The organism is Ferriphaselus sp. R-1 (genome assembly GCF_000746095.1).
GTDB lineage: Bacteria > Pseudomonadota > Gammaproteobacteria > Burkholderiales > Gallionellaceae > Ferriphaselus.
On sequence record NZ_KN050807.1, the window covers coordinates 1 to 23,003 of the forward strand.

At 59.3% G+C, this 23,003-nt stretch carries 19 protein-coding genes, 1 tRNA gene, 1 pseudogene and 1 CRISPR repeat array; of the genes and pseudogenes, 12 read left to right on the top strand and 9 right to left on the bottom strand.

Annotated features, from left to right (window positions below; genetic code table 11):
• A partial coding sequence (locus tag DM08_RS10875) for an IS3 family transposase (protein WP_035384689.1) occupies positions 1–262 on the top strand: 262 nt, incomplete at its 5' end.
• Between the two features lie 242 nt (positions 263–504).
• A CRISPR array of direct repeats spans positions 505–674; the repeat unit is 36 nt; unit sequence GCAGGCGCGTCCCAGCGACCGAAGGGAGCGAACTTG.
• 32 nt (positions 675–706) lie between these two features.
• Here DM08_RS10875 and DM08_RS12945 read toward each other — a convergent pair.
• The 5 genes from DM08_RS12945 to DM08_RS10900 form a co-directional block, all read right to left on the bottom strand.
• A complete protein-coding gene (locus tag DM08_RS12945) occupies positions 707–904 on the bottom strand; it encodes a hypothetical protein (RefSeq protein WP_152555831.1) in 198 nt (65 codons plus the stop codon).
• Between the two features lie 204 nt (positions 905–1,108).
• Positions 1,109–1,969 (bottom strand): energy transducer TonB, encoded by an 861-nt coding sequence (locus DM08_RS10885; protein ID WP_237560277.1) that lies wholly within the window; start codon positions 1,967–1,969, stop codon positions 1,109–1,111.
• A gap of 5 nt (positions 1,970–1,974) precedes the next feature.
• Positions 1,975–3,825, bottom strand: coding sequence for a ribonuclease catalytic domain-containing protein (locus DM08_RS10890; protein WP_035384690.1), 1,851 nt, complete (start codon positions 3,823–3,825; stop codon positions 1,975–1,977).
• A gap of 110 nt (positions 3,826–3,935) precedes the next feature.
• Positions 3,936–4,244, bottom strand: a complete 309-nt coding sequence (locus DM08_RS10895; protein ID WP_035384691.1) for a c-type cytochrome — start codon at positions 4,242–4,244, stop codon at positions 3,936–3,938.
• Positions 4,245–4,336: 92 nt separating this feature from the next.
• Positions 4,337–6,556, bottom strand: coding sequence for an NADP-dependent isocitrate dehydrogenase (locus DM08_RS10900; protein WP_035384692.1), 2,220 nt, complete (start codon positions 6,554–6,556; stop codon positions 4,337–4,339).
• Positions 6,557–6,582: 26 nt separating this feature from the next.
• On the opposite strand from DM08_RS10900, the gene DM08_RS10905 reads away from it, so the two are divergent.
• Positions 6,583–7,128, top strand: a complete 546-nt coding sequence (locus tag DM08_RS10905; RefSeq protein WP_035384693.1) for an rRNA large subunit pseudouridine synthase E — start codon at positions 6,583–6,585, stop codon at positions 7,126–7,128.
• Here the strand turns inward: DM08_RS10905 and DM08_RS10910 are convergent.
• Positions 7,040–7,951 carry a polysaccharide deacetylase family protein gene (locus DM08_RS10910; protein WP_081908882.1) on the bottom strand — a complete coding sequence of 304 codons (912 nt, stop codon included), beginning with the start codon at positions 7,949–7,951 and terminating at the stop codon, positions 7,040–7,042. The two genes, DM08_RS10905 and DM08_RS10910, sit on opposite strands and share 89 nt — an antisense overlap.
• Positions 7,952–8,019: 68 nt before the next feature.
• On the opposite strand from DM08_RS10910, the gene DM08_RS10915 reads away from it, so the two are divergent.
• From DM08_RS10915 to DM08_RS10945, 7 genes are all read left to right on the top strand, one after another.
• A complete protein-coding gene (locus tag DM08_RS10915) occupies positions 8,020–9,804 on the top strand; it encodes a serine hydrolase domain-containing protein (protein WP_081908883.1) in 1,785 nt (594 codons plus the stop codon).
• Positions 9,791–10,516, top strand: a complete 726-nt coding sequence (locus tag DM08_RS10920; protein WP_051938174.1) for an alpha/beta hydrolase — start codon at positions 9,791–9,793, stop codon at positions 10,514–10,516. Before DM08_RS10915 ends, DM08_RS10920 begins: the two co-directional genes overlap by 14 nt.
• Positions 10,517–10,629: 113 nt before the next feature.
• Positions 10,630–10,941: a 50S ribosomal protein L21 gene (gene rplU, locus DM08_RS10925; RefSeq protein ID WP_035384694.1), complete on the top strand. Its 312-nt coding sequence runs from the start codon at positions 10,630–10,632 to the stop codon at positions 10,939–10,941.
• Positions 10,942–10,960: 19 nt separating this feature from the next.
• A complete protein-coding gene (gene rpmA, locus DM08_RS10930) occupies positions 10,961–11,218 on the top strand; it encodes a 50S ribosomal protein L27 (RefSeq protein ID WP_035384695.1) in 258 nt (85 codons plus the stop codon).
• Positions 11,219–11,300: 82 nt separating this feature from the next.
• A complete protein-coding gene (obgE, locus tag DM08_RS10935; protein WP_035384696.1) occupies positions 11,301–12,365 on the top strand; it encodes a GTPase ObgE in 1,065 nt (354 codons plus the stop codon).
• Positions 12,362–13,480, top strand: a complete 1,119-nt coding sequence (gene proB, locus DM08_RS10940) for a glutamate 5-kinase (protein WP_035384697.1) — start codon at positions 12,362–12,364, stop codon at positions 13,478–13,480. The genes obgE and proB overlap by 4 nt, the downstream gene beginning before the upstream one ends.
• A 142-nt stretch (positions 13,481–13,622) precedes the next feature.
• Positions 13,623–13,699: transfer RNA gene (locus DM08_RS10945), tRNA-Arg, on the top strand.
• A gap of 421 nt (positions 13,700–14,120) precedes the next feature.
• Here DM08_RS10945 and DM08_RS12745 read toward each other — a convergent pair.
• Positions 14,121–14,405: pseudogene (locus DM08_RS12745) on the bottom strand (IS4 family transposase); the annotation flags it as partial.
• 250 nt (positions 14,406–14,655) lie between these two features.
• Here DM08_RS12745 and DM08_RS10955 point away from each other — a divergent pair.
• From DM08_RS10955 to DM08_RS12390, 3 genes are read left to right on the top strand one after another with little or no spacing between them, the layout of a single operon-like run.
• Entirely contained in the window at positions 14,656–15,732 is a 1,077-nt protein-coding gene (locus DM08_RS10955; protein ID WP_035384699.1) for an HD domain-containing phosphohydrolase, read from the top strand.
• Positions 15,695–16,768 (top strand): cytochrome-c peroxidase, encoded by a 1,074-nt coding sequence (locus DM08_RS10960; protein WP_237560278.1) that lies wholly within the window; start codon positions 15,695–15,697, stop codon positions 16,766–16,768. The genes DM08_RS10955 and DM08_RS10960 overlap by 38 nt, the downstream gene beginning before the upstream one ends.
• Positions 16,765–19,959, top strand: coding sequence for a response regulator (locus DM08_RS12390; RefSeq protein ID WP_051938175.1), 3,195 nt, complete (start codon positions 16,765–16,767; stop codon positions 19,957–19,959). Before DM08_RS10960 ends, DM08_RS12390 begins: the two co-directional genes overlap by 4 nt.
• 136 nt (positions 19,960–20,095) lie before the next feature.
• Here the strand turns inward: DM08_RS12390 and DM08_RS10970 are convergent, their stop codons facing one another.
• Positions 20,096–21,361 carry an Hsp70 family protein gene (locus tag DM08_RS10970; RefSeq protein ID WP_035384700.1) on the bottom strand — a complete coding sequence of 422 codons (1,266 nt, stop codon included), beginning with the start codon at positions 21,359–21,361 and terminating at the stop codon, positions 20,096–20,098.
• 175 nt (positions 21,362–21,536) lie between these two features.
• The gene (ccoG, locus tag DM08_RS10975) at positions 21,537–22,952 is read right to left on the bottom strand and encodes a cytochrome c oxidase accessory protein CcoG (RefSeq protein WP_035384701.1); all 1,416 of its coding nucleotides are present in this window, start codon (positions 22,950–22,952) and stop codon (positions 21,537–21,539) included.
• Positions 22,953–23,003 lie beyond the last annotated feature (51 nt).

Consider the following 23,003-nt stretch of genomic DNA (forward strand, 5'->3'; position numbering starts at 1 on the left):
CTATCGGGAAAAATTGCTGGGGCATGGCATGCGCCCGAGCATGAGCAGGCGCGGCAACTGTTACGACAACGCAGTGGCCGAGAGTTTCTTCTCAACCTTGAAGAACGAGCTCGTTCACCATTGCGACTTCCACACTAGAGATGAGGCACGGACGGCAATCTTCGAATATATTGAGATCTTCTATAATCGACAGCGTAGGCATCAGACTTTGGGGTACCTCAGCCCAGTGCAATTTGAGCAGCAAGCAGATGTACCCAATTAAACCGTCCGGGAAAAGCGGGTTAGCTCAGTCTGTCCCCGGTTATATGTCCCCGGTTATAAGGATTGTTTCTCCCGTGTTCAATTCGCCGTAAGCGCCGGACTCATGGAGGAAGCGACGCGATAAACCAAACGCTGCTTCAAAGAAGGCGATAGAGGACAAAACGTCCGGTACATAGATGATGGCGTAACCAAACTTCATAGCGGCTCCGTTTGTGAGGCCCAACGTGGAGCTAAGGGGCGCGCCGCAGGCGCGTCCCAGCGACCGAAGGGAGCGAACTTGAAAATAGGTGACTTGGTGTCACCTAGCACAGCAGGCGCGTCCCAGCGACCGAAGGGAGCGAACTTGGCCTTGCTCTTCTTCCCCTTGACCTTGTTCGCAGGCGCGTCCCAGCGACCGAAGGGAGCGAACTTGAGCGTAGGGTTAGATGCACGGATATACAGGTGCTCACGATGGCTCCCATTCCTTTGTTTCATAGTTGTACGCCCACCAATCTGCTTCACTTATATCAATCTCCATCAATATCTCGATTCGCAGTTCAGCCTTCTTAGGCATAAATAACTTTGCGGCTTCTTTTGCCTCTTCCATTGTTCGATAGTGAGATATTTCCCTATCCACATAAAGCCTGAAATTTTCTTCATTCATAGCGGCATCTAACGTAATTTAGACGGCTTAACAACAAGCCCGCAATGTCGTCTAAAACGGTCTGGCCTGTCAATGAATTGTTGGAAAAACACATAAAAGCAGCATGTTGCTATAACTTTGGATATAGACCATCCGATATGGGCGGTCTAAAAATACACGGATGAATGCTCGCGTTGTTTCTCAGGTCTGGACAGTCTGACTGCGTTAGTTCTTGCTTTCCAGCTTATCCGTCTGGGTGAAGGTCCAGGTGCGGGTGATGCTGAGGATGTCGGTGTCGCGGCGGATGTCGGGGGGGAAGGCGGCGTAGGGGGCGGCCAAGGCGACGATGCGTTTGGCGGCATCGTCCAGCACGGGTTGGCCGGAGGAGCGGCTGACTTCGATGTTCTCCACGCTTCCGTCGCTGCGGATGGAGACGGTGAGTTGCAGGCTGCCGAAGATGCGTTCGCGGCGGGCGCGTTCGGGGTAGTTGAGGTTGCCGATGCGCTCGACCTTGGCGCGCCAGTCTTCGACGTATTGGGCGAAGCGGAATTCCTGGGTGCGCGCGCCGATGAACTTGCGCCGGGGCAGCTTCTGGTAGGCATCGAAATCCTTGTTGATCTGCGCTTCGAGGCGGGCGATTTCCAGACTGCGCTGCATCAGATCCTGGCCGCTGCTGTCACCGACCTGCGATTGTTTCGGGTTGTGGCCGCGCTCCACCGTGGTCGAGCTTTTGAGCTGGGTCATCAGTTTCTTGTTTTCCTGTTCCAGTTGCTGCTGGCGCTGGGTGGCTTGTTCTTCGGTGAAGTGTTTGTCGTCCGTCAGCGTGGGCAGCGGACTTTTGGCCTGCTTGTCGGCGCTGGTGTTGCCGCCGCCATCCAGGTTGGCCTGCGCCAGGGCATCGGCCTGGTCCGGGCGTGATCTGGACTGGCTGTTGACCAGCGTGACTTCCAGCGGTTGCAGGGCGTTGAGTGCTTTGCGTGGATCGGGCAAGACCAGCCCGACACCGAACAGGATGAAGCTGTGCAGCAGCAGGGAAAAGGCGAACGCATGGGTCATGCGTTGCTTGATCCAGATTGCGAGCTGCACGGGCATTATTCGGCGGCCTCCACGGTGGCGACGTAGCGCGCGTCAAGGTTGAGGTCGAGCAGGTCGACACCGGCGATGGCCAGCGTGACGCGGGTGCCGGCGGGCAGTTCCGGTAGCGAGGGGAAGCGGCTGATGAGCGGTATCCCGTCCACCCGTGCCAGATTCTCGCGGATGATCTGTGCGTTGATCTGCTCCACGTTTTCCTGCTGCAGCCAGCGCAGGCACCAGTAACGCTCCATGTCGCGCTGGAAATCGGCGTAGATGCCGTACATCTGGTCGAAGTCGCGCATCGCCGCGAACAGCATCGGATCGTTGCGCACGTACGCAGGTTCTTCTCCGCGCAGCAGGGCGATGAGCTGGCGCTGGTTGAGCAGATCGACGTAGCGGCGCAACGGCGAACTGGACCAGGCGTATTGCGCCACGCCCAGGCCTTGATGCGGCGCAGGCACGCTGCTCATCTTCACCTTGCCGTTGTTCTGGGTGCGGTAGATGGCGGTGTAGTTGTTGTCGGCCAGCAGCTTGCCCCACTCGCTGTTGACGAAAATCATCAGCTCGGAGACGACCTTGTCGATGGGCGAGCCGCGCCGGCGGGTGCCGATGGTGACGCGGTCGTCCCGAATGTCGAAGGTGTAATCGACTTGCTGGTTGCTGTTGTCGGCGGACTTGCCGCGCTTCTCTTCCAGCTTCTGCGCCAGTTGCCAGAGCAGCGTCAGCTCGGGCGCGTAGGCGTAGTCCAGCTTGCCTGCGGCCAAGGTCTCCTCGTTGAACAGCGGTTCCAGCGTGTCGTGGCGCAGGTTGGCGGCGATGTGCAGGCGCTCAAGGCGGCTCTCGGTGGCAGTGACTTCCAGCGTGCCGGCCTGCACGGTGAGATACATCGACAACGCCGGGCAGACGCGGTCGGCATTGAGGGTGAACACTTCGACCACCGAGTCCGGCAGCATGGTGATCTTGCCGCCCGGCATGTAGACGGTGGACAGGCGGGACAGGGCGACCTCGTCGCCGGACGAGCCGCGCGGCATGCCCAGCGCCGGGGCGGCGATGTGTACGCCGATGCGCCAGTCGCCCGAGTCCAATTTTTCCAGCGAGAAGGCGTCGTCGATCTCGGTGGTGCTGGCATCGTCGATGCTGAAGGCGGTGACCTCGGCCAGCGGCAGCTCGTCCCAGCTGGCCAGCTCCACCGGCGGGAAGCCTGTGCCCTTGGGGAAGTGCTCGGTGAGGAAGCGTTGCAGGTGGTAATCCTGGGTGGACGTGATCGCGCCGCAGCGGTGCAGCAGGTGGGCGGCGGACAGGCCGGTGGCGGCGCAAGCGGCTTCCAGCGCCTTGACCTCGATGGTGTTGCGATCCGGCTTGTACAGCAGCAGTTGCAACTTGCCGGCCAGCTCCTCCGGCAGTTCGAAGCGGCTCAGCGCTTCGGTGTGGCGTGCCTGCTGTTCGGCCAGCAAACGCTTCTTTTCCACGCCAGCCAGCGCGGCCTTGAGCGCTTCCGGCGGTGCGGCCTTGTAGCGGCCCTTGCCCTTTTTGTAGAAATACATCGGCGCGGAATGCAGCCGGATCAGCGTGCCTGCGGCTTCCAGCGGATTCGGCGCATGGCCGAAGTATTCGGTCGCCAGCTCCTCGAAACCGAACTCGTCCGGTGGACAGCATTCCCACAGGAAGTCGGTGTCGATGTCGGCGCAGATCGCCTCGGCCTGCGGCATGAACTCCTCCAGCGCCGGGGCGGTGAAGCGCAGCATCACGCTGGTCGCCTTGATCTTGCTGCGTTTGCCGGAGATGCTCTCGACTTGCAACGAGGTGGTGTTATCAGCGAAGAGCGCGCCTACCTTGAAGCCGCCGTCTTCTTCGTAAAGGATGTTCATGGGGGATGGTGTGAAAACAGTGCGCGGATTATATCAGGTGCACCGCGCCGCAAAGACAAACGGCGGAATCGGTTGCCCGATCCCGCCGCTGCCTTTTGATGCTGGGTGGCTTACTTGAGCGCCAGAATCCAGCTCACCAGCGTCTTGATGTCAGCATCGCTCACCTTGGCGGCGGTGGGCGGCATCTTGCCGCTGAAGGAACCGGATCCGCCACTGCGAACCTTGGCTTCCAACTTGGCTTGAGCATCTGCCTTGCCGGCGTACTTGGCGGCGACATCCTTGAATGCAGGGCCCATCACCTTTTTGTCTATGCTATGGCACATGGTGCATCCCGACTTCTTGGCCAGCGCTTCATCCGCCCATGCGCTGCCCGCCATACCCAAACCAACCACCAGTGCTGCACATACGAGTTTCTTCATGCTGCTCTCCTTGCGAGTTAAAGTGAAACGAACCATAAAATTTCGACCGCGTGCAGTATCACGGTTTGCTAATGAAGCTGTCTTGACCTAGCTCAAATCGCTGCCAATGCCGTGTTGAAAGTGGCACTGGGCCGCATCGCGGCGGAGGTCTTGACGAAGTCCGGGTGGTAGTAGCCGCCCATGTCCACTGGCTGGCCTTGCGCGGCTATCAGCTCTTCGTTGATCTTGGCCTCGAAGGTGGTCAGCAGTTGAGCCAGCGGAGCGAACTTTGCCTTCAGCTCGGCATCCTTGTCCTGTGCCGCCAGCGCCTGCGCCCAGTACAGCGCGAGGTAAAAATGGCTGCCGCGATTGTCGATCTGGCCGACCCGGCGAGCGGGTGAGCGATCGTTGTCCAGGATCTTGCCGTTGGCCGCGTCCAGCGTGTCCGCCAGCACCTGCGCCTTGGGACTCTTGAACACCTGCGCCAGATGTTCCAGCGACACCGCCAGGGCGAGGAACTCACCCAGCGAATCCCAACGCAGATAGCCTTCCTGCTGGAACTGCTGCACATGCTTGGGCGCAGAGCCGCCCGCGCCGGTCTCGAACAGGCCGCCGCCGTTCATCAGCGGCACGATGGACAGCATCTTGGCGCTGGTGTTTAGCTCTAGAATCGGGAACAGGTCGGTGAGGTAGTCGCGCAACACGTTGCCGGTGACGGAGATGGTGTCCAGCCCCTGGCGGATGCGGGTCAAGGTCTCGCGGCAGGCGGCGGCGGGTTCCAGGATGCGCAGGTCCAGCCCGGCGGTGTCGTGATCCTTGAGGTAGCGCTCCACCTTGGCGATGATCTGCGCGTCGTGGCCACGGTTGGCATCCAGCCAGAAAATGGCGGGCGTGTTGCTCAAACGGGCACGGCTCACGGCCAGCTTGACCCAATCCTGGATCGGCGCGTCCTTGGTCTGGCAGGCGCGGAACACGTCGCCCGCCGCCACCTGTTGCTCCAGCAGCACTTGGCCTGCGGCATCGACGATGCGCACCACGCCGTCGGCGGCGATCTCGAACGTCTTGTCGTGCGAGCCGTATTCCTCGGCCTTTTGCGCCATCAGGCCGACGTTGGGCACACTGCCCATGGTGGACGGATCGAGCGCGCCGTGGGCTTTGCAGTCCTCGATGGTCGCTTGGTAGATGCCCGCGTAGCAGCGGTCGGGAATCAAAGCCAGCGTGTCGGCGGGCTGGCCGTCCGCGCCCCACATCTTGCCGCCGTCGCGGATCATGGGCGGCATCGAGGCATCGATGATCACGTCGCTGGGCACGTTTAGATTGGTGATGCCCTTGTCGGAATTCACCATCGCCAGCGCGGGACGGCTGCGGTAGGTCGCCTGGATGTCGGCCTCGATCTCGGCGCGCTGCGCTTCCGGCAGGGTGGCGATCTTTGCGTACAGGTCGCCCAGGCCGTTGTTGGGATTCACGCCCAGCGTCTTGAAAGTCTCGGCGTGCTTGGCGAACACCTCGGCGAAATACACCGCCACGGCGTGACCAAACAAAATGGGGTCGGACACTTTCATCATGGTGGCCTTGAGGTGCAGCGACAGCAGCACGCCCGGCTCGACGGCGGTCATCTGCTCGGCGTAAAAGGCGCGCAGGGCGGCGCGGCTCATCACCGCTGCATCCACGATCTCGCCCGCCTTGAGGTTGGTCTTTTCCTTCAGCACCTGCACGCTGCCGTCGTTGCCGACGAACTCGATGCGCGCCGTGGTTGCCGCATCCACCGTGACGGATTTTTCGCTGCCGTAGAAATCGCCGCTGCTCATGTGTGCCACGCGGGTCTTGGAATCCGCCGCCCACTTGCCCATGCGGTGCGGATGCTTCTTGGCGTAGTTCTTCACCGACAGCGCGGCGCGGCGGTCGGAGTTTCCTTCGCGCAGCACCGGGTTCACCGCGCTGCCTAGTACCTTGCCGTAGCGCGCCTTGATCTCTTGCTCTGCGCCGTTCTGCGGTGCTTCCGGATAATCCGGCACGGCATAGCCCTGTGCCTGCAATTCCTTGATCGCCGCCTTCAGTTGCGGCACCGATGCGCTAATATTCGGCAGCTTGATGATGTTGGCATCGGGTTGCAAGGTCAGCTCGCCCAGTTCGGTCAGCGCGTCGCCGATGCGTTGCGCCTCGGCAAGATGCTCGGGGAAGTTGGCGAGGATGCGTCCGGCCAGCGAGATGTCGCGTGTCTCGACAGCGATGCCCGCTGCCTGGGTGAAGGCCTGCACGATGGGTAGCAGGGAGTAGGTCGCCAGACGCGGCGCTTCGTCGGTCAGGGTGTAGATGATCTTTGGGGTGGTCATGTGTGTTTCCGGAATGAAAGATTGAGATGAGTCGCATCCTGTTGTTCAACAAACCCTACGGGGTCATTTGCCAGTTCAGCCGTGACGGGATGCACCCGACGCTGGCGGATTATATCGCCGTTCCCGAGGTTTATCCCGCTGGAAGGCTGGACACCGACAGCGAAGGCCTGCTACTGCTCACCGATGACGGCAAGTTGCAGCATCGCATCACCGATCCCAGGCATAAACTGCCCAAAACCTATCTGGTACAAGCAGAAGGTGTGCCAGATGAGGCGGCGTTGCTAAAGCTGCGGCAGGGCGTGCAACTCAAGGATGGCATGACGTTGCCGGCTGAGGTCAGGCTCATTTCTGAGCCGGTCGACCTGTGGCCGCGCACTCCGCCGGTGCGTTTTCGCAAGGAGATACCGACGAGCTGGCTGGAACTGACCATCCGTGAAGGGCGCAACCGTCAGGTGCGCCGCATGACGGCAGCGGTCGGATTCCCTACGTTGCGTTTGATTCGTTGGCGCATCGGCGATTGGTCGCTGGAGGGTCTGCCGCCGGGAAAGTGGCGCAGCTTGCCGACAGCGTGACGTTGTGGGCGGCGGGCGGCAGGGCCGCGTCCAGCGTCACCGGATGCAGCTTGGCGCGCTTCAGCGTGTCCAGCAATGAGGGCAGCACCTTGAGGATCAACGGCGTGCCATCCGCGCAACGCCCGGCACTGCCATCGTGCAGCAGCAGGATGTCGCCGGCCTTGAGGTCGCGGGTCAGTCTGGCCAGTACCTGTGCGGGATCGTGTCGCAGCGTGTCGAAGCCGCGTTTGCTCCAGTTGCATAGCATCAACCCTTGCCGGGCCAGTAGCGGGCCCAGCTCGGGGTTGCGCAATCCGGCGGTGGGTCTGAAGAAGCGCGGAGTCCGGCCACATATCTCGGTCAGTGCGCGCTGGGAGGACTCGATGTCGCGCCGCATTTGATAGGGCAGGAACAGCGAGAAGAGCCGGTTGTGCGTGTGCGTGTGGTTCTCTATCAGATGGCCGCGTTTCACGATCTCCCGGCACAGTTCCGGATAGCGCATGGCCAACTCGCCGATGCAGAAAAAGGTCGCCTTGGCCTGATATTCATCCAGTATGTCGAGCACATGCGGAGTCACGTCAGGGTTGGGGCCGTCGTCGATGGTGATCGCCACCTCGCCCCGCCGGGCGGCAGTCTGCGGCAGCCGGATGATGTTCGCCCCCAGCAGAGTGCTGCGGGGAATCAGCCCCGCGACTACCAGGATGGCTCGGTTGATGCACAGGGCAGCCAGCGCCCAGGCCCAGAGGTCGGGGCGCCACGCGGCGGTGGCAAGGGCGATGAAGACGGTCAGCGTGCTGAGCTTGAGTGCGAGCGTCGGCTTCCAGGGCAGGGCAGGCAGGGACATCGTTACGGGATGGATATGGCTTCCCCCCATTATACAATGGCAGGCGGTGAGGGTTTGATGGAGGGTGTATGCAGTTCCGCTGGATGGTTCTAGGGTTTTCGTTGTGCGCAGTCGCCGGGTGCAGTACGCCCCCGCACAAGCCGGTCGTCACCGGGCGAGGGGATTTCGCCTACACCAAGGAATACATGTCCTGGCTGATCGGGCGGGAGATGCGCAGTGCCGACATCACCGGGCTGAGCATCGCGCTGGTCGATGACCAGCAGGTGGTGTGGGCGCAGGGCTTCGGGTATGCCGACAAGCAGGCTCGACTCGGCGCAACAGCCGATACGGTGTACCACCTCGGCTCCATCGCCAAGGTGTTCACGGCGACGGCTGCGATGCAGTTGGCCGAGCAGGGCAAGTTGGACATTGACCAGCCGCTGCAGACCTATCTGCCGGGGTTCTCCATCAAGAGCCGTTCCGGTGGCGTGGACAGGGTCACCCCACGCAACATCATGACGCATCATTCGGGTCTGCCGGGCAACTGGGTGAGTGGCATGAGCGAGCGCCATCCGGGGTCCTTCACCGAGGTCGAGCATGCTGTCCGCGATGAGTACATGGCCTATCCGCCAGACTATATATTTGCCTACTCCAATCTTGGGGTCACCTTGCTCGGGACTGCCATCGGCAAGGTGGGCGGGCAGGGCTATGCAAACTACATGGAACGCCAGGTGTTGCAGCCGCTGGAGATGCGGCATTCCGAGTTCGCTCCGCGTATCCCCGGCAAGAGTTACGACAAGGGCAAGGAGATCGAGGCGTTCCCGCTGCGCGACCTGCCGTCCGGAGGCATGAACTCCAGTGCGAACGATCTCGCGCATTTCATGCAGATGATCTTTGCCGACGGGAGCTATGCCGGGCGACAGCTGCTGCGGCCGGAATCCTTGCGTGAGATGTTTCGGGCGCAGAACGAGGCTGTCCCGATGGATTTCGATTTCCGTATGGGGTTGGGCTGGATGCTGAGCGGAATCGAGGTGCCCGGTGCCGGTGTGGTGGCCAGCCATGGCGGGACCACGCTCAATTCACATACCCTGATGGCGGTGTTGCCCGAACACAAGCTGGGCGTGGTCGTCCTGTCCAACTCGGTCACGGCGCAAGAGTCGGTTGGCAAGATCGCTGCCGATACTCTGAAGCTGGCACTGGAAGCCAAGCAAGGCATAGCTCCGCCAGCACCTGTGGCGGTGGAGGCGGTTGAGCTGCCACTGACGGACGAGGACCTGCGCACCTATGTCGGCTATTTCGATACGCTGGTCGGCGTGGTCAAGGTGAGCGGGAAGGAGGGGCGGCTGGTGGCCGAGATCATGGGGCAGAAGCTGGAGCTGCTGCCGCGCGAAGAGAAGATGTTCGGTGTGCGCTTCAAACTGTTCGGCTTCATCCCGATCAAGCTTGCCATGCTGGAGGAGTTGAACCTGTTCCTGCGCCGTATCGACGGACATGATGTGCTGGCCCTGAAGCGGCACGGGCAGAGCATGCTGGTCGGCGAAAAGCTGGAGCCGGTCGCCCTGGCTCCGCATCTGCTCGACTATGCCGGTGAGTACGAGGTCATCAACAAGCACGACGGGCCGCTGCCCGACTCGGTGCGCATTCAGCATGAGGATGGCATGCTCATCGGTGCGTTGACCTTTCCGCAGAAGCCGGGATTCACCTTCCGCGTGGCGTTCCGGCCAGTGGCCGACGACGAGCTGGTGATGTACGGCCTGGGGCCGGGCAAGGGTGAGACGCTGCGCTTGAAGAAGGTTGGCGACGAGTGCCGCGTGCTGTTCTCCGGTTTCGAGTTGCGCAAGAAGACTGCGGGCAAGGTGGATGTTCAGTCTTAAGGTTCCTTATGTGCAGGATGTCGCGCCGGAAGTCGCGGGCGAGCGGGCTTTGTTGCTGATGCTGCCGGGCGCGAAGAACACACCGCAGCAACTGGTTGAGCATGGCTTCATCTGCGCCTTGCGCGAGCGCAGGTTGCCGGTCGATGTGTTGGCGCTGGATGCGCCCGTCGATCTTTATCTGGAGCGGGCTGATATAGAGCAGGTCCTGCTCCACACGCTGGATGAGGTGAGCGCGCGCGGGTATCGCCGCATCTGGCTGTTCGGTATCTCTCTGGGCGGCTCGGGAGCGATGATCGCCGCCACCCGACGTGGGTCGGAAGTGGCCGGGGTGTTCTTGCTGGCCCCCTTTCTCGGGACGCGCGGCATCATCGCGGAAGTGGCGGCGGCGGGCGGCTTGAGCCACTGGCGCCCCGGCGAGGTGGCCGAACGCGATCACGAACGGGCGTTGCTCGACGATCTGCGCAATGGACTGTGCGTCGCGAGTGAGCTGCCACCTATCTATCTGGGTTACGGTAGTGAAGATCGTTATCGGGGTGCGAGCCTCATGCTCGCCGCGAGATTGCCGGCGCGGCAGGTGGTGGAATGCTCCGGCGGCCATGACTGGGCGACCTGGTTGCAACTTTGGCATGTGTTGCTGGAGCAGGCGGCAGGCGGGGGCTGGCCGTTCGCCGCTCCTGCGGTCGATCCGGACACGTGCGAGGTGCTGCGTTGACCGCGCGCAGGGCGCTTGTCGGGCCCGGAAAAATATAGTGAAAATGGTTTTGACCGGGGGCGTGGTTTGTGTATAATTCGCGCCTTTGCAAAACCCCATTCATCGAGGTTGTCATGTACGCAGTCATTAAAACTGGTGGTAAGCAGCACCGTGTTTCGCTGGGCGAAACGCTGAAAATCGAAACCGTCGCAGGCGACGTAGGCGCTGCTATCGTTCTGGACAAGGTCTTGCTGGTCGCCGATGGCGATAAGCTGAGCATGGGCAAGCCGCTGGTCGCTGGCGCTACCGTGCAGGCCACCATCGTGTCGCATGGTCGTCACGACAAGGTTCGCATCTTCAAGATGCGCCGTCGTAAGCACTACCAGAAGCGTCAAGGTCATCGTCAAAACTATACCGAGATCCGCATCGACGGTATCTCTGCCTAAGCACTGAAGGAGCAATAAGATGGCATCGAAAAAAGGTGGTGGTAGTACCAGTAACGGCCGCGACTCACACTCGAAACGACTGGGTGTCAAGAGTTACGGCGGCGAACTGATCAGCGCAGGCAGCATCATCATTCGTCAGCGTGGTACGCAAGTACACGCAGGCGACAACGTCGGCATGGGCAAGGATCACACCCTGTTCGCCAAGATCACCGGCAAGGTGGTGTTTGCGACCAAGGGCGCTCTGAAGCGCAAGACCGTCAGCATCGTCGCCGCTTAAGCGCGACCTGCTCAGGTTACAATGAGCCCTATCGCAAGGTAGGGCTTTTTGCTTTTTGTTGGATTACCGGACATAGCGCCCCATGAAGTTCATAGACGAATCAAAGATCGAGGTCATCGCCGGTAATGGCGGTAACGGTGTCGCCAGTTTCCGCCGCGAGAAATACATCGCCAAGGGCGGCCCGGATGGCGGTGATGGCGGGCGTGGCGGCAGCGTGATCGCGGTGGCTGACCGCAACATCAATACGCTGGTGGACTATCGCTTCGCACGTATCCATCGCGCCCGGAACGGTGAGTCCGGACGTGGTTCGGATTGCTACGGCAAGGGCGCGGACGACATCGTGCTGCGTATGCCGGTAGGCACCGTGATCACCGATCTGAATTCCGGCGAAGTCATCGCCGATCTGGAGCGCGACGGACAGCAAGTGGTGGTAGCGCAAGGCGGCAAGGGCGGACTGGGTAATCTGCATTTCAAGTCCAGTACCAACCGCACGCCGCGCCAATGCACGCCGGGCGAGGAGGGCGAACGCCGCGATCTGCAACTGGAGTTGAAGGTGCTGGCCGATGTCGGGCTGCTGGGCATGCCCAACGCGGGCAAGTCCACCTTCATCCGCTCGGTATCGTCCGCCCGACCCAAGGTCGCTGATTATCCCTTTACCACGCTGCACCCCAATCTGGGCGTGGTGCGCGTGTCGGCGGAGAAGAGTTTCGTCATCGCCGACATTCCCGGCCTGATCGAAGGCGCGGCTGAAGGTGCCGGTCTCGGCCACCAGTTCCTGCGCCATCTGGCGCGCACCCGCTTGCTGCTGCATCTGGTGGACATCGCGCCGCTCAACCCCGAGACCGATCCGATACACGAAGCGCACGCCATCCTCAATGAGCTGAAGAAGTACGACGAAGAGTTGTACGCCAAGCCGCGCTGGCTGGTGCTGAACAAACTGGATCTGGTGGAAGATGCCGACGCTAAGGTTGCCGCCTTCCTGGCTGAATTCAAGGATTACGACCGTCAGTTCGCCATTTCCGCCATCAACGGCGACGGCACCAAAGAGCTGACTTACGCCATCATGGAACATCTGCAGCAGACGGCGCGCGCCGAAGAGGAGGCCGCCGCCGAAAGCGCTCAGGAAACCGATACGCCCGTATTATGAAAACGCTACTCGCTCATTGCCAACGTCTGGTCGTCAAAGTCGGCAGCAGTCTGGTCACCAATCAGGGGCAGGGGCTGGATCATCAAGCCTTGTCCAACTGGGCGGGCCAGATCGCCGCTTTGCGCGAGAGCGGCCACCAGGTCATCCTGGTCTCATCGGGGGCCATCGCCGAAGGCTTGCAGCGTCTGGGCTGGAAGACTCGCCCCAGCGCTGTTCATGAACTGCAGGCGGCAGCGGCGGTCGGGCAGATGGGCTTGGTGCAAGCCTACGAAAGTTGCTTCCGCGAACTGGGCCTGCGTGCTGCACAGGTGTTGCTGACCCACGCGGACCTGGCGGATCGCGAGCGCTATCTGAATGCGCGCTCCACCTTGCTCACCCTGCTCGAACTGGGCGTGGTGCCCATCATCAACGAGAACGACACGGTCGTCACAGACGAGATCAAGTTCGGCGACAACGACACCTTGGGTGCGCTGGTGACCAACCTGATCGAAGCCGATGCGCTGGTAATCCTGACCGACCAGCCTGGCCTGTACACCGCCGATCCACGCAAAGATCCGAACGCCACGCTGGTGGAGCATGCCCAGGCGGGTGATGCTTCGCTGGAGCTGATGGCCGGCGGCGCGGGCAGCAGCATCGGTCGCGGCGGCATGATCACCAAGATACTGGCCGCCAAGCGCGCAGCCCGTAGTGGTGCGCACACCGTTATCGCATCCGGTCACGAGCGTGACGTGCTGGTGCGCCTGACCCAGGGCGAAAGCATAGGCACCCTGCTGGAAGCGCCGCAGATGATACTGGCTGCGCGCAAGCAATGGCTGGCCGACCACCTGCAAGTAGCAGGACAACTCAAGCTGGATGCGGGCGCGGCACGGGTTCTGCGCGACGAAGGCAAGAGCCTGCTGCCCATCGGCGTGACCGAAGTCTGTGGCGAATTCCAGCGCGGTGCTGTCGTGGCGCTGCTTGACGAGCACGGCAACGACATCGCACGCGGACTGGTCAACTATAGCGCCGCCGAGTCCAGACGCATCGCACGGCAGCCCAGCAGCTCGATCGAAGCGACCCTCGGCTATGTCGACCAGCTTGAGTTGATCCACCGGGATAACCTGGTGCTGCTGTAACTCTTGTTTTAGAGTGTGATGCAATGCATTGAAATTATGGGTGAATTTACTTCCTGCCCGCCGAAGTGAAAATTATTCAAGAAAGACGTGAAAAAAATCCGAACTTTGCTATAATGCGCGCCTTCGCAAAACAACGCGACACGCGCCCGTAGCTCAGCTGGATAGAGTACTTGGCTACGAACCAAGGGGTCAGGAGTTCGAATCTCTTCGGGCGCGCCATATAAATCAAAGGGTTAAGTTTAAAGACTTAACCCTTTGTTCTTTTCTGCGCTACCCATGCGCTACCGGATTAATCAATCTCGAAGTAATTCCAATGCACTCGGTTGCAATGTCGGTGTACCGAATATTGTGCGAACGGGGGGCTTTACTGTGTGGCCTCCGGTCTTCAATCTGGGCAGTAAACCGGAAATTGGCGGGGGCTTCCCGCTGATGTTAGGTGAGTTGCTTGTGCCGAAAGAAATCGCCCCTGCCGCACACGCTGCTAAAGAAGCCAGGGAAGATGCCGATAGGCACGGTCTAGTGTCGTGTAGGTCAAGAAATGGTGGGGATCAGTGGTTCCCGGTTAATAATCGAGCAAATTTAGCTGGTTAACGATAGCCTCCGGTTCTTCGAGTTGTCTGCGGCCTGTGAAAGCCTGATCCAGCGGGGTTTTCTTGAAGGCGGACACCGAACGAATCTGTAGCAAGGAATAGAGCGAACTATCCAATTGAAGCTCCTTTTTGACGATGGCGATCAGTACATGCGTGGCGACGGCGCATCAGGTTTGTGTTTTCATCCCGTTCTCGCTATTGCCGATGAATCGTTTGATACGCGGATGCTGCTTGACTCATTTAAAGAACAGTTCGACTTGCCGAAGACTTTTGTACCGCGCGGCGATCGTCAGTGCGGGCAGGGCGATATTGCTGGTCAGGAACACCAGCGTCTTGAGTTCTGCCAAGTCGCCCGAGATGTGCCGGTCGCACCCTTGGTTGGCATTGGCCAGCAGGCAGGCTTCGATGTTGCGCAGACTCTCGCGGTAGTTCACCTCGGGCGGTATCAACTGATGGATGCGACTCGAACCGGAGTATGGGTAAACTGATTTCAGACTGCACCACAATCTTGGCGCTGTAACGCGCGTCGTTATTGGGTTGAATGGCATCAATGGTTAATTTAACCGGACGCAACTGGGAGGGGATATGAAAGTGGTGGTCATCGACGATGCGCAGATCAATGTGACGTTGTTGCAGCATCTGGTCAAAAAACTGCCGGATTGCGAACCCGTATGTTTCACCGATCCGGTTGCGGCGCTGGCTTGGTGTGTGGACAACGACCCGGACTTGGTGGTGGTGGACTACATGATGCCGCAGTTGAACGGTACCGAGCTCACCAAGCAGTTCCGCGCGCGTCACCCGGACAATCCGGTGCTGATGGTGACTGCCAATCACGAGCTTGAATTGCGGCATGATGCCTTGCATAACGGTGTCACCGATTTCCTCACCAAGCCTTTGGACAATGCCGAGTTCCTAGCGCGTGCGCGGAATATGCTTGCCTTGCGCAAGAGCCACAAACTGTTGCAAGACCGTGCGGCCCTACTGGCAGAGGAGGTGCGCCAGGCGACGGCGAAGATAGTGGCGCAGGAGCGCGAGACCATCTTCTGCCTGGCCAAGGCGGCGGAATATCGCGATCCCGAGACCGGTGCGCACATCCTGCGCATGGCGTATTACTCCCGCCATATCGCCCGCGCGCTCGGTTTGTCTGTAGCACAACAGGAGTTGCTGCTGGAAGCAGCGCCTATGCACGATATCGGCAAGGTGGGCACGCCCGATCTCATCCTGCTCAAGCAGGGCAAGTTGACCGATGAGGAGTTCATTATCATGAAGCAGCACGCGGTGATCGGCTTTGAGGTGCTGAATGCATCCAGTTCACCCATGTTGAAGGTGGCTGCCGAGATCGCCTATACCCATCACGAGAAGTTTGATGGTGCGGGTTATCCACGCGGATTGAAAGGCGAGGACATCCCGCTGTTCGGGCGCATCGTGGCCGTGGCGGATGTGTTCGATGCACTGACTTCAGAGCGCCCCTACAAGAAAGCGTGGGACATCGAACGTGCCAGCCAGTTGTTACAGGAGGGAAAAGGCAAGCATTTCGACCCTGCTTGTGTGGAGGCATTCTTTACCGATTTCGAAGAGGTGTTGGCGATCAAGAACCAATTCGTCGATGAGACAGTAGACCCGCGTGAACAAGACGAAGTGCTGGGAGTGGGAGGACGATAAGGTGTTCAAGGTTTACAACTTGCGGGGTGTGTTTCTGGCGACACTGCTCCTCGCATTGAGTGTCGGTACGTATCTGTGGTGGTCGTCTAAATCTGAACGTCCCGCCGATAAATTGAACGTGATGGGATGGCATCTTCTAGTCCCGGAGAGTATGGGAATCACCCAGCCCATTCCGTCGAACCTGGTGTTCGATGCGAAGAAGGTCGCGCTGGGCGGGGCGCTGTTCGATGAGAAAATGCTATCCGCCGATGGCACCATCGCTTGCTCCAACTGTCATGTGTTGCAAGCCGGTGGGACGGATAACATGGCGCGATCGGTCGGTATCAACGGGGAACAAGGCGGCATCAATGCGCCGACCGTCCTCAACAGTGGTTTTAACTTCGTGCAGTTCTGGGATGGCCGGGCGGCCACACTGGAAGATCAGATCGACGGTCCGGTGCAGCATCCCAAAGAGATGGGGGCGACCTGGCCGCAGGTGCTGGATAAACTGAAAAACAGCCCGCGTTACCAGGCAGCCTTTGCCGAAATCTATCCCGACAAGGTCACGGTCGCCAACATCAAGGACGCGCTTGCCACCTTCGAGCGGTCGCTGGTCACGCCCAACTCCCGTTTCGACCGCTATCTGCGCGGCGATTCGTCGGTACTGTCCGAGCAGGAGAAGCGCGGGTACGCGCTGTTCCAGGAGCGGGGATGTGTCGCCTGCCATCAGGGGATCAATCTGGGCGGCAACATGTACGAGCGCATGGGGCTGATGGGAGACTACTTCGGTGACCGCGGCGGCCTCACGGAGGCCGATAACGGGCGCTTCAATGTCACCCGGAAAGAGGAGGACAGGTATTATTTCCGCGTGCCCAGCCTGCGCAACGTCGCCAAGACCGCCCCCTATTTCCACGATGGCAACGCGGCTGACCTGCATAGTGCGGTGAGTATCATGGCGCGTTACCAGCTCGGCCGCGTTCTGGAGGAGGATGAGATCGATGCCATCGTCGCATTCCTGCATACCTTGACAGGTGAACTGCAAGGACACCCGCTATGAAAGGTATTCTGTTCAAATCACTCGGCGTGCTGTTGATGGGGTGTCTGCTGGCGTTCCTGTATCTCAAATCCGTCTCGGTCGATGCGAAGAAACATGTACATATCAGTGCAGAGCTAAGACATCTACACCTGTTGGAAGAGCGTTTGGGGCAACTCGTGCTGAAAAGTGGGGAAGGGCTGTTGCTGAACAACGACCCGATGAACCAGACGCAGGAGAAGATGCGGGTCATTGCGACGCAACTGGAGACCGATTATCCGAACCTGTTCCAAGGGGACGCAACGGAATTGTCGCGGCGCTTCATCGACTACCGCAGGGCGCGTGAAGAGCGGCAGTCTTTGATCGAATCCTTCAAGTCGCAGCATGCGGTGCTGCGTAACTCAGTGCGTTATTTCCCGGTCGCTGTTGATACCTTGCTTGAAGGGAAGGGGCATCTCAAAGCCGGTGATCCGCTGGAGATCGAGGTGCGCGATCACTTGTTGAACGACATGCTGGTATACCAGCTCAACACGTCCGAGGCCAAACTGAAATCCATCATGGACTCGATGTCGAAGATCGCGCAGCGCTCAGACAGCTATCCGGAGACTCAGAGACTGCAATTGGAAGCATTACTCATGCATGCGGGCCTCATGACCGCATACAAGGATGAAACGGACAGGGTGACCAACAGTATCTTGACTAACCGTTCGTCCGAGATATTGGAGGAAGTCTTCAATCTGTACAGCCAGCAGTTCGAACGGGAAGAACATGAGGCTGACTACTACCGCTTCTGGTTGATGCTGTTCGCCTTGTTTGGACTACTGTATGGCATCTATTCGCTGAGCCGTATCAGCCGGGCTCGCGATGAGCTGGTCAAGTCCTTGTCTGAACTGGAGTTTCAAAAGTTCGCTCTTGACCAGCACTCCATCGTCAGTATCGCCGACCGTGCGGGACGCATCACCTACACCAACGACAAATTCAGCGAGATCAGCCAATTCAAGCGTGAAGAGCTACTCGGGCAAGACCATCGCTTGCTGAATTCCGGGTATCACCCCAGCAGCTTCTTCAAGGCGATGTGGCAAACCATCGGTCGCGGTGGTGTATGGCATGGTGAGATTAAAAACAAACGCAAGGACGGCACGGAGTACTGGGTGGAGTCGACCATCGTGCCGTTCATGGATGCGGATGGCAAACCGTTGCGCTATGTGTCCATCCGCACGGACATCACCGAGCGCAAACAAGCCGAGGCGGAGATGTTGCGAGCGAAACTCATCGCCGAAGAAGCCAGCCAGGCCAAGAGCGATTTCCTTGCCAATATGAGTCATGAGATACGCACGCCGATGAACGGCATCATCGGCTTGACCGAACTGGCGCTGGATACCGATCTGAATGCGGAGCAGCGCGAATTCATCGGCTTGGTCAAGTCCTCCGCCGATTCCCTGCTCACCATCGTCAACGACATTTTGGATTTCTCCAAGATCGAAGCGGGCAAGATGGGGGTCGAGGACATCGAGTTCTGTCCGCAGGATATGTTGGCGCAGACCCTGCGTTCCATCGCACTGCGAGCTAACCAAAAGGGGCTGGAGCTGTTGCTCGACATCGATCCCGCCATTCCGCAGATGTTGATCGGTGACCCAGGACGTTTGCGTCAGGTCTTGCTCAATATCATCGGCAATGCGATCAAATTCACCGAACACGGCGAGATCGTGGTGCGTGCGGTTTTGCGCGAGGCTGACTCGGATGCGCGCCATGTCGGTCTGCGTATCAGCGTCAGCGATACCGGCATCGGCATTCCCACCGACAAACAACAGGCGATCTTCGAATCGTTTGCGCAGGCGGACACTTCCACCACGCGCAAATACGGCGGTACCGGTCTCGGCCTGACCATCTCCACCCGTTTGGTTGAGATGATGCAGGGGGCGATCAGTGTCGAGAGCGAAGTGGGCAAGGGCAGCACCTTCCATGTGGATGTGTTGTTGCAGCGTGCCGCCGAATCCGTTGCGCCGACGTTCGAAACCGGCAAGTTGGCGGATATGGACGTACTGGTCGTGGATGACAATGCCACCAACCGCGAGATCGCCGTAAAGCTGTTGCAGGGTTGGGGGATGCGGCCTTATGCGGTGGTGGGCGGTGCAGAAGCCATCGCCGAATTGGACAGAGCGAGCGCGGAAGGCAGAGGCTATAGACTGTTGTTGCTGGATGTGCGCATGCCGACCATGGACGGTTTTGAGGTGGTCACGCATTTGCGTCAACATCCCGCTCTCACAGCGGCACCGATCATGATGCTGACTTCGGAGGGCCAGCGCGGCGATGCAGCCCGTTGCAGAGAGTTGGGGGTCGCCGCCTATCTGTTGAAACCGTTCGCGCAAAGCGATCTGTTCATCGCCATCATGAATACGCTGGGCATGGAATCGGTGGCCCAGGCGCCCCTGGTCACGCGCCATACCATCGTGCATAACCGGCGCAGCCTGCGCGTGCTGCTGGCAGAGGACAACAGCGTCAACCAGACGCTGGCCACGCGCTTGTTGCAGAAGTTCGGTCATACGGTCGAGGTCGCCGCCAACGGTGTCATCGCGGTCGAGAAATGGAAGCAGGGCACATACGATCTCATCCTGATGGATGTGGGTATGCCTGAGCTGAACGGATACGGCGCGACCGAGCAGATACGCGCGGCGGAGCGCGAAAGCGGAGCACACATCCCGATCATCGGTTTGACCGCCCATGCCGGGCAAGGCGCGCGTGAGAGTTGCCTCGCACACGGGATGGACGGCTACCTGAGCAAACCCATTGGCACGGAAGCGCTTTGGGTAGAGTTGGAGGGAGTCAAGGGCGGGGCTGACGAAACGGAAGAAAGCACACCCGTTGCGGTTGAAGTGCCGCCTGTCCGTTTTGAGTTCGATGTGAAATGTGCGATGGAGTTGATGGCGAACGATCATTCCTTGTTCAAAGAGATGGTGCGCATCTATCTGGAAGACTACCCCGGCTATCTTGCCAGGTTGCAAGAAGCCGTCGCGAATGCAGATGCGGACCAGACGCGGTATCTGGCGCATACCATCAAGGGGATGTTGTCGGTGTTCGCGGTGCGGGAGATCTCTGATATCGCACAGCGTATCGAAGATCAGGTCGGCGCAGATCACAGCTCGTCGGTGGTGGTGTTGGCTGAGGGACTGCGCTGGCTAGCGTTGGAATTACGCAAACATACGGATACGAATTAATCCTTGTAAGCGGACGATTTATAAGGCAGCAGACATTGAGGTCGACCTAAGATCCAAGAGCGCAGGAGTTCGAATCTCTTTGGGCGCACCATATAAACAACGGATTAGATAATCCCCATAAGTCTATCGACCAAGTTCATCCAAAGCGTCGAATAGCTTCCACGGCAAGTCCGGCACCAATGCTGCCAAACAAATCTTCTTCGATGCGCCGGGCTTGAGGTAGTAGAGATGCGATGCGTTCTCTCACCATCGGCACACCGCTGGCGCCGCCTGTGAAGAACACCGTATCCACTTTTTCATGGCTTACTCCCGCCGTTGCAAGCAAGGTGCTGAGGGTGGTGCCGATGCGTTCGACTAACTGAGCAGAGGCCAACTCGAACTCAAGCCGAGTGAGCGTGTGCTGCAAGTTAGGAGTCAACTTATCCAGGTTCAGGGTTACTTTTTCTCCGTCAGAAAGGGCGATCTTGGCGGCTTCCACCTGTATGGCCAGCCAATGGCCAGAGCGTTCGCGAATCAATTTGAGCAGGCGATCCAGTGCTTCGGGAGCTTGCGAGTCAAGATACAGCTCCTGCAACTCCGCCCAAGTTCGACGGGTATACACTTGGTTGATGGTGTGCCAGGTCGCGAGATTCATGTAATGGCTGGATGGCATATCCAGGCCACGCTTGAGCATGCTGCGATAACCCAGCAGAGGCATTACGCCGGCCAGGCTTAATTGACGATCAAAATTGGTGCCGCCGATGTGTACGCCGCCATTGGCCAGAAGGTCCTCCCGCCGATCCGTATTGCGCGCGCGTTGCGGCGACAGGCGAATCAGAGAGAAGTCGGTGGTGCCGCCACCAATATCGGCAACCAACACGAGCTCTTCGCGATCAATCTGGCGTTCATAATGGTAGGCCGCCGCGATGGGCTCATACTGAAAACACACCTCTTTAAAGCCAGAGGCTCGGGCGATGGCCTCAAGCGTGGCTTCAGCTTTACGGTCTGCGGCTGCATCGTCATCCACAAAAAACACAGGGCGGCCGAACACTGCCTGGTCAAATGAACGACCCGCAGCCGTTTCGGCTCGGCGTTTTAGCTCGACCATGAATTGGCTCAACAGCTCCATGTAGGGCAACGAGCGCCCCTGAACCTCGGTTTTTCCTTCCATCAGGCTGCTACCCAGCAGGCTCTTGAGCGCGCGCATCAGTCGACCTTCATAGCCAGCCAAGTATTCGTTGAGAGCGGCGCGACCAACGCTAGTGCTGTTCTCCTCGACATTGAAAAAGATCACTGAGGGCAAGGTGGCATGGCCATCCTCAAGTGCCAGCAGTGGCGGATGATTAGGGCGAAGCCATCCTACCGTGGAGTTGGAAGTGCCAAAATCTATACCGCAGGCGCGGGCGGGAGCGGCTAAAAACATGGCGGAACACTCTGGGCAAGCCGAACTGAAAAGGGCGGCGATGCTACCGCCCTGATTGGAAAATGTCGAATGGTCTATAGGAAGAATGTGCTGATTTTGTGTTTTGGCTGATTGATGATGAAAATGGAGGCCGGGCTGTTAGCCCAAGCTCATGAGCTGAGCAACACGTTTTTGTTCATAGTGACGGGCCGTTGAACAGTGTGTTGTAGTCTGCCGAGATAGGCGGATTATCCAGACTCTGCACATGAAATCGAATCGGTGTCGCAGCCTTGGCAATGTTTTCACCAGGCGCTTTCACAAACACGGTAAAAGCGGTGCCTCTTTCATGGGCAACGAATATGGGCTTGGCCGAGCCGACGATGAGTTGACCCTTGATGCCGCCCTCTGCCGTCACGGTGATCTGCATATCCTTGGGGGACTTGTTCATCAACTTGAACTCATACCGATTCTGGATAGAGCCGTCGCTCATGCGCACGAACAAAGGCTGTCGTTCCGGCCTGACGTTGAGGGTCAAGACAGACATGTGGGTCAGGCCGTACACGACACCTGAACCCGATGCCAGCAAAAGGGCGGCATAGACCCAAAGCCAGGGATTTTGCCGCCGCTTCCCGTGCGGCTTGCCCTCGATCTCATCCGGCGTGGCGTAGCGGATCAAGCCGTGCGGCTTGCCGATTTTGTCCATCACCGAATCGCATGCGTCTATGCACAGGCCGCAGGTGATGCAGCCCAACTGGTGTCCGTGGCGTATATCCACCCCGGTGGGGCAGACTTGCACGCACTGGTAGCAGTCGATGCAATCGCCCTGTTGCGCCGGGGCTTGATCGCCTTTGCGTAATTTGCTGCGCGGCTCGCCCCGCTTGATGTCGTAGCTGGGCATGAGGGTTTGCCCGTCCGCCATCACTGATTGAAAACGCGCGTAGGGGCACATCCATAGGCACATCTGTTCGCGCATCAATCCGGCATACAGATAGGTTCCGGTAATCACCAGCGCCAGCGTCACCCATCCGGCACGGGGTAATTGCAGGTGGAGCAGCTTGTTCCAATACTCGAACGCATCGACAAACCAGACGGAAAAGCTGATGGCGGTGAGCAGCGACACGCCCAGCCAGATGGCGTGCTTGGCAACTTTTTTGATGATCTTGTCGGCATGCCACGGGGCATCGTCCAGCTTGCGTCGCGCGGCGGGATTGCCTTCAACCTTGCCTTCGATCCAGGTAAACAAATCGACCCAGGTCGATTGAAAACAGAAATATCCGCACCACACCCGCGAGGCGATGTTGGTCACCGCGAACATCAGCACGGACGCGCCCAGCCAGAGCAACATCAGCATCCAGATCTCGTCCGGCCTGACGGTCAGGTTAAAGCAATGAAACTGGCTGTGGTCGATGTCGAACATGATGGCTTGTTTGCCGTTCCAGCGCAGGTAAGGCAGCAACAGCAGCGGCAGCCACAAACCCAGCTGTGTCGCCGTTCTGAGCGAGCGGAAGTAGCCCGGCATGCGTTTGGCATGGACGGTTTTCTCGCCGATATTGACCGGATATGACTCCAGCTCGCGGTATAACTCAATGACTGCGCCGACTTGTTGTTGCATGGCTTCCCCCGGAGTGATGGTAGTGGCGATTGATAGGCCGTTGCATGGTAG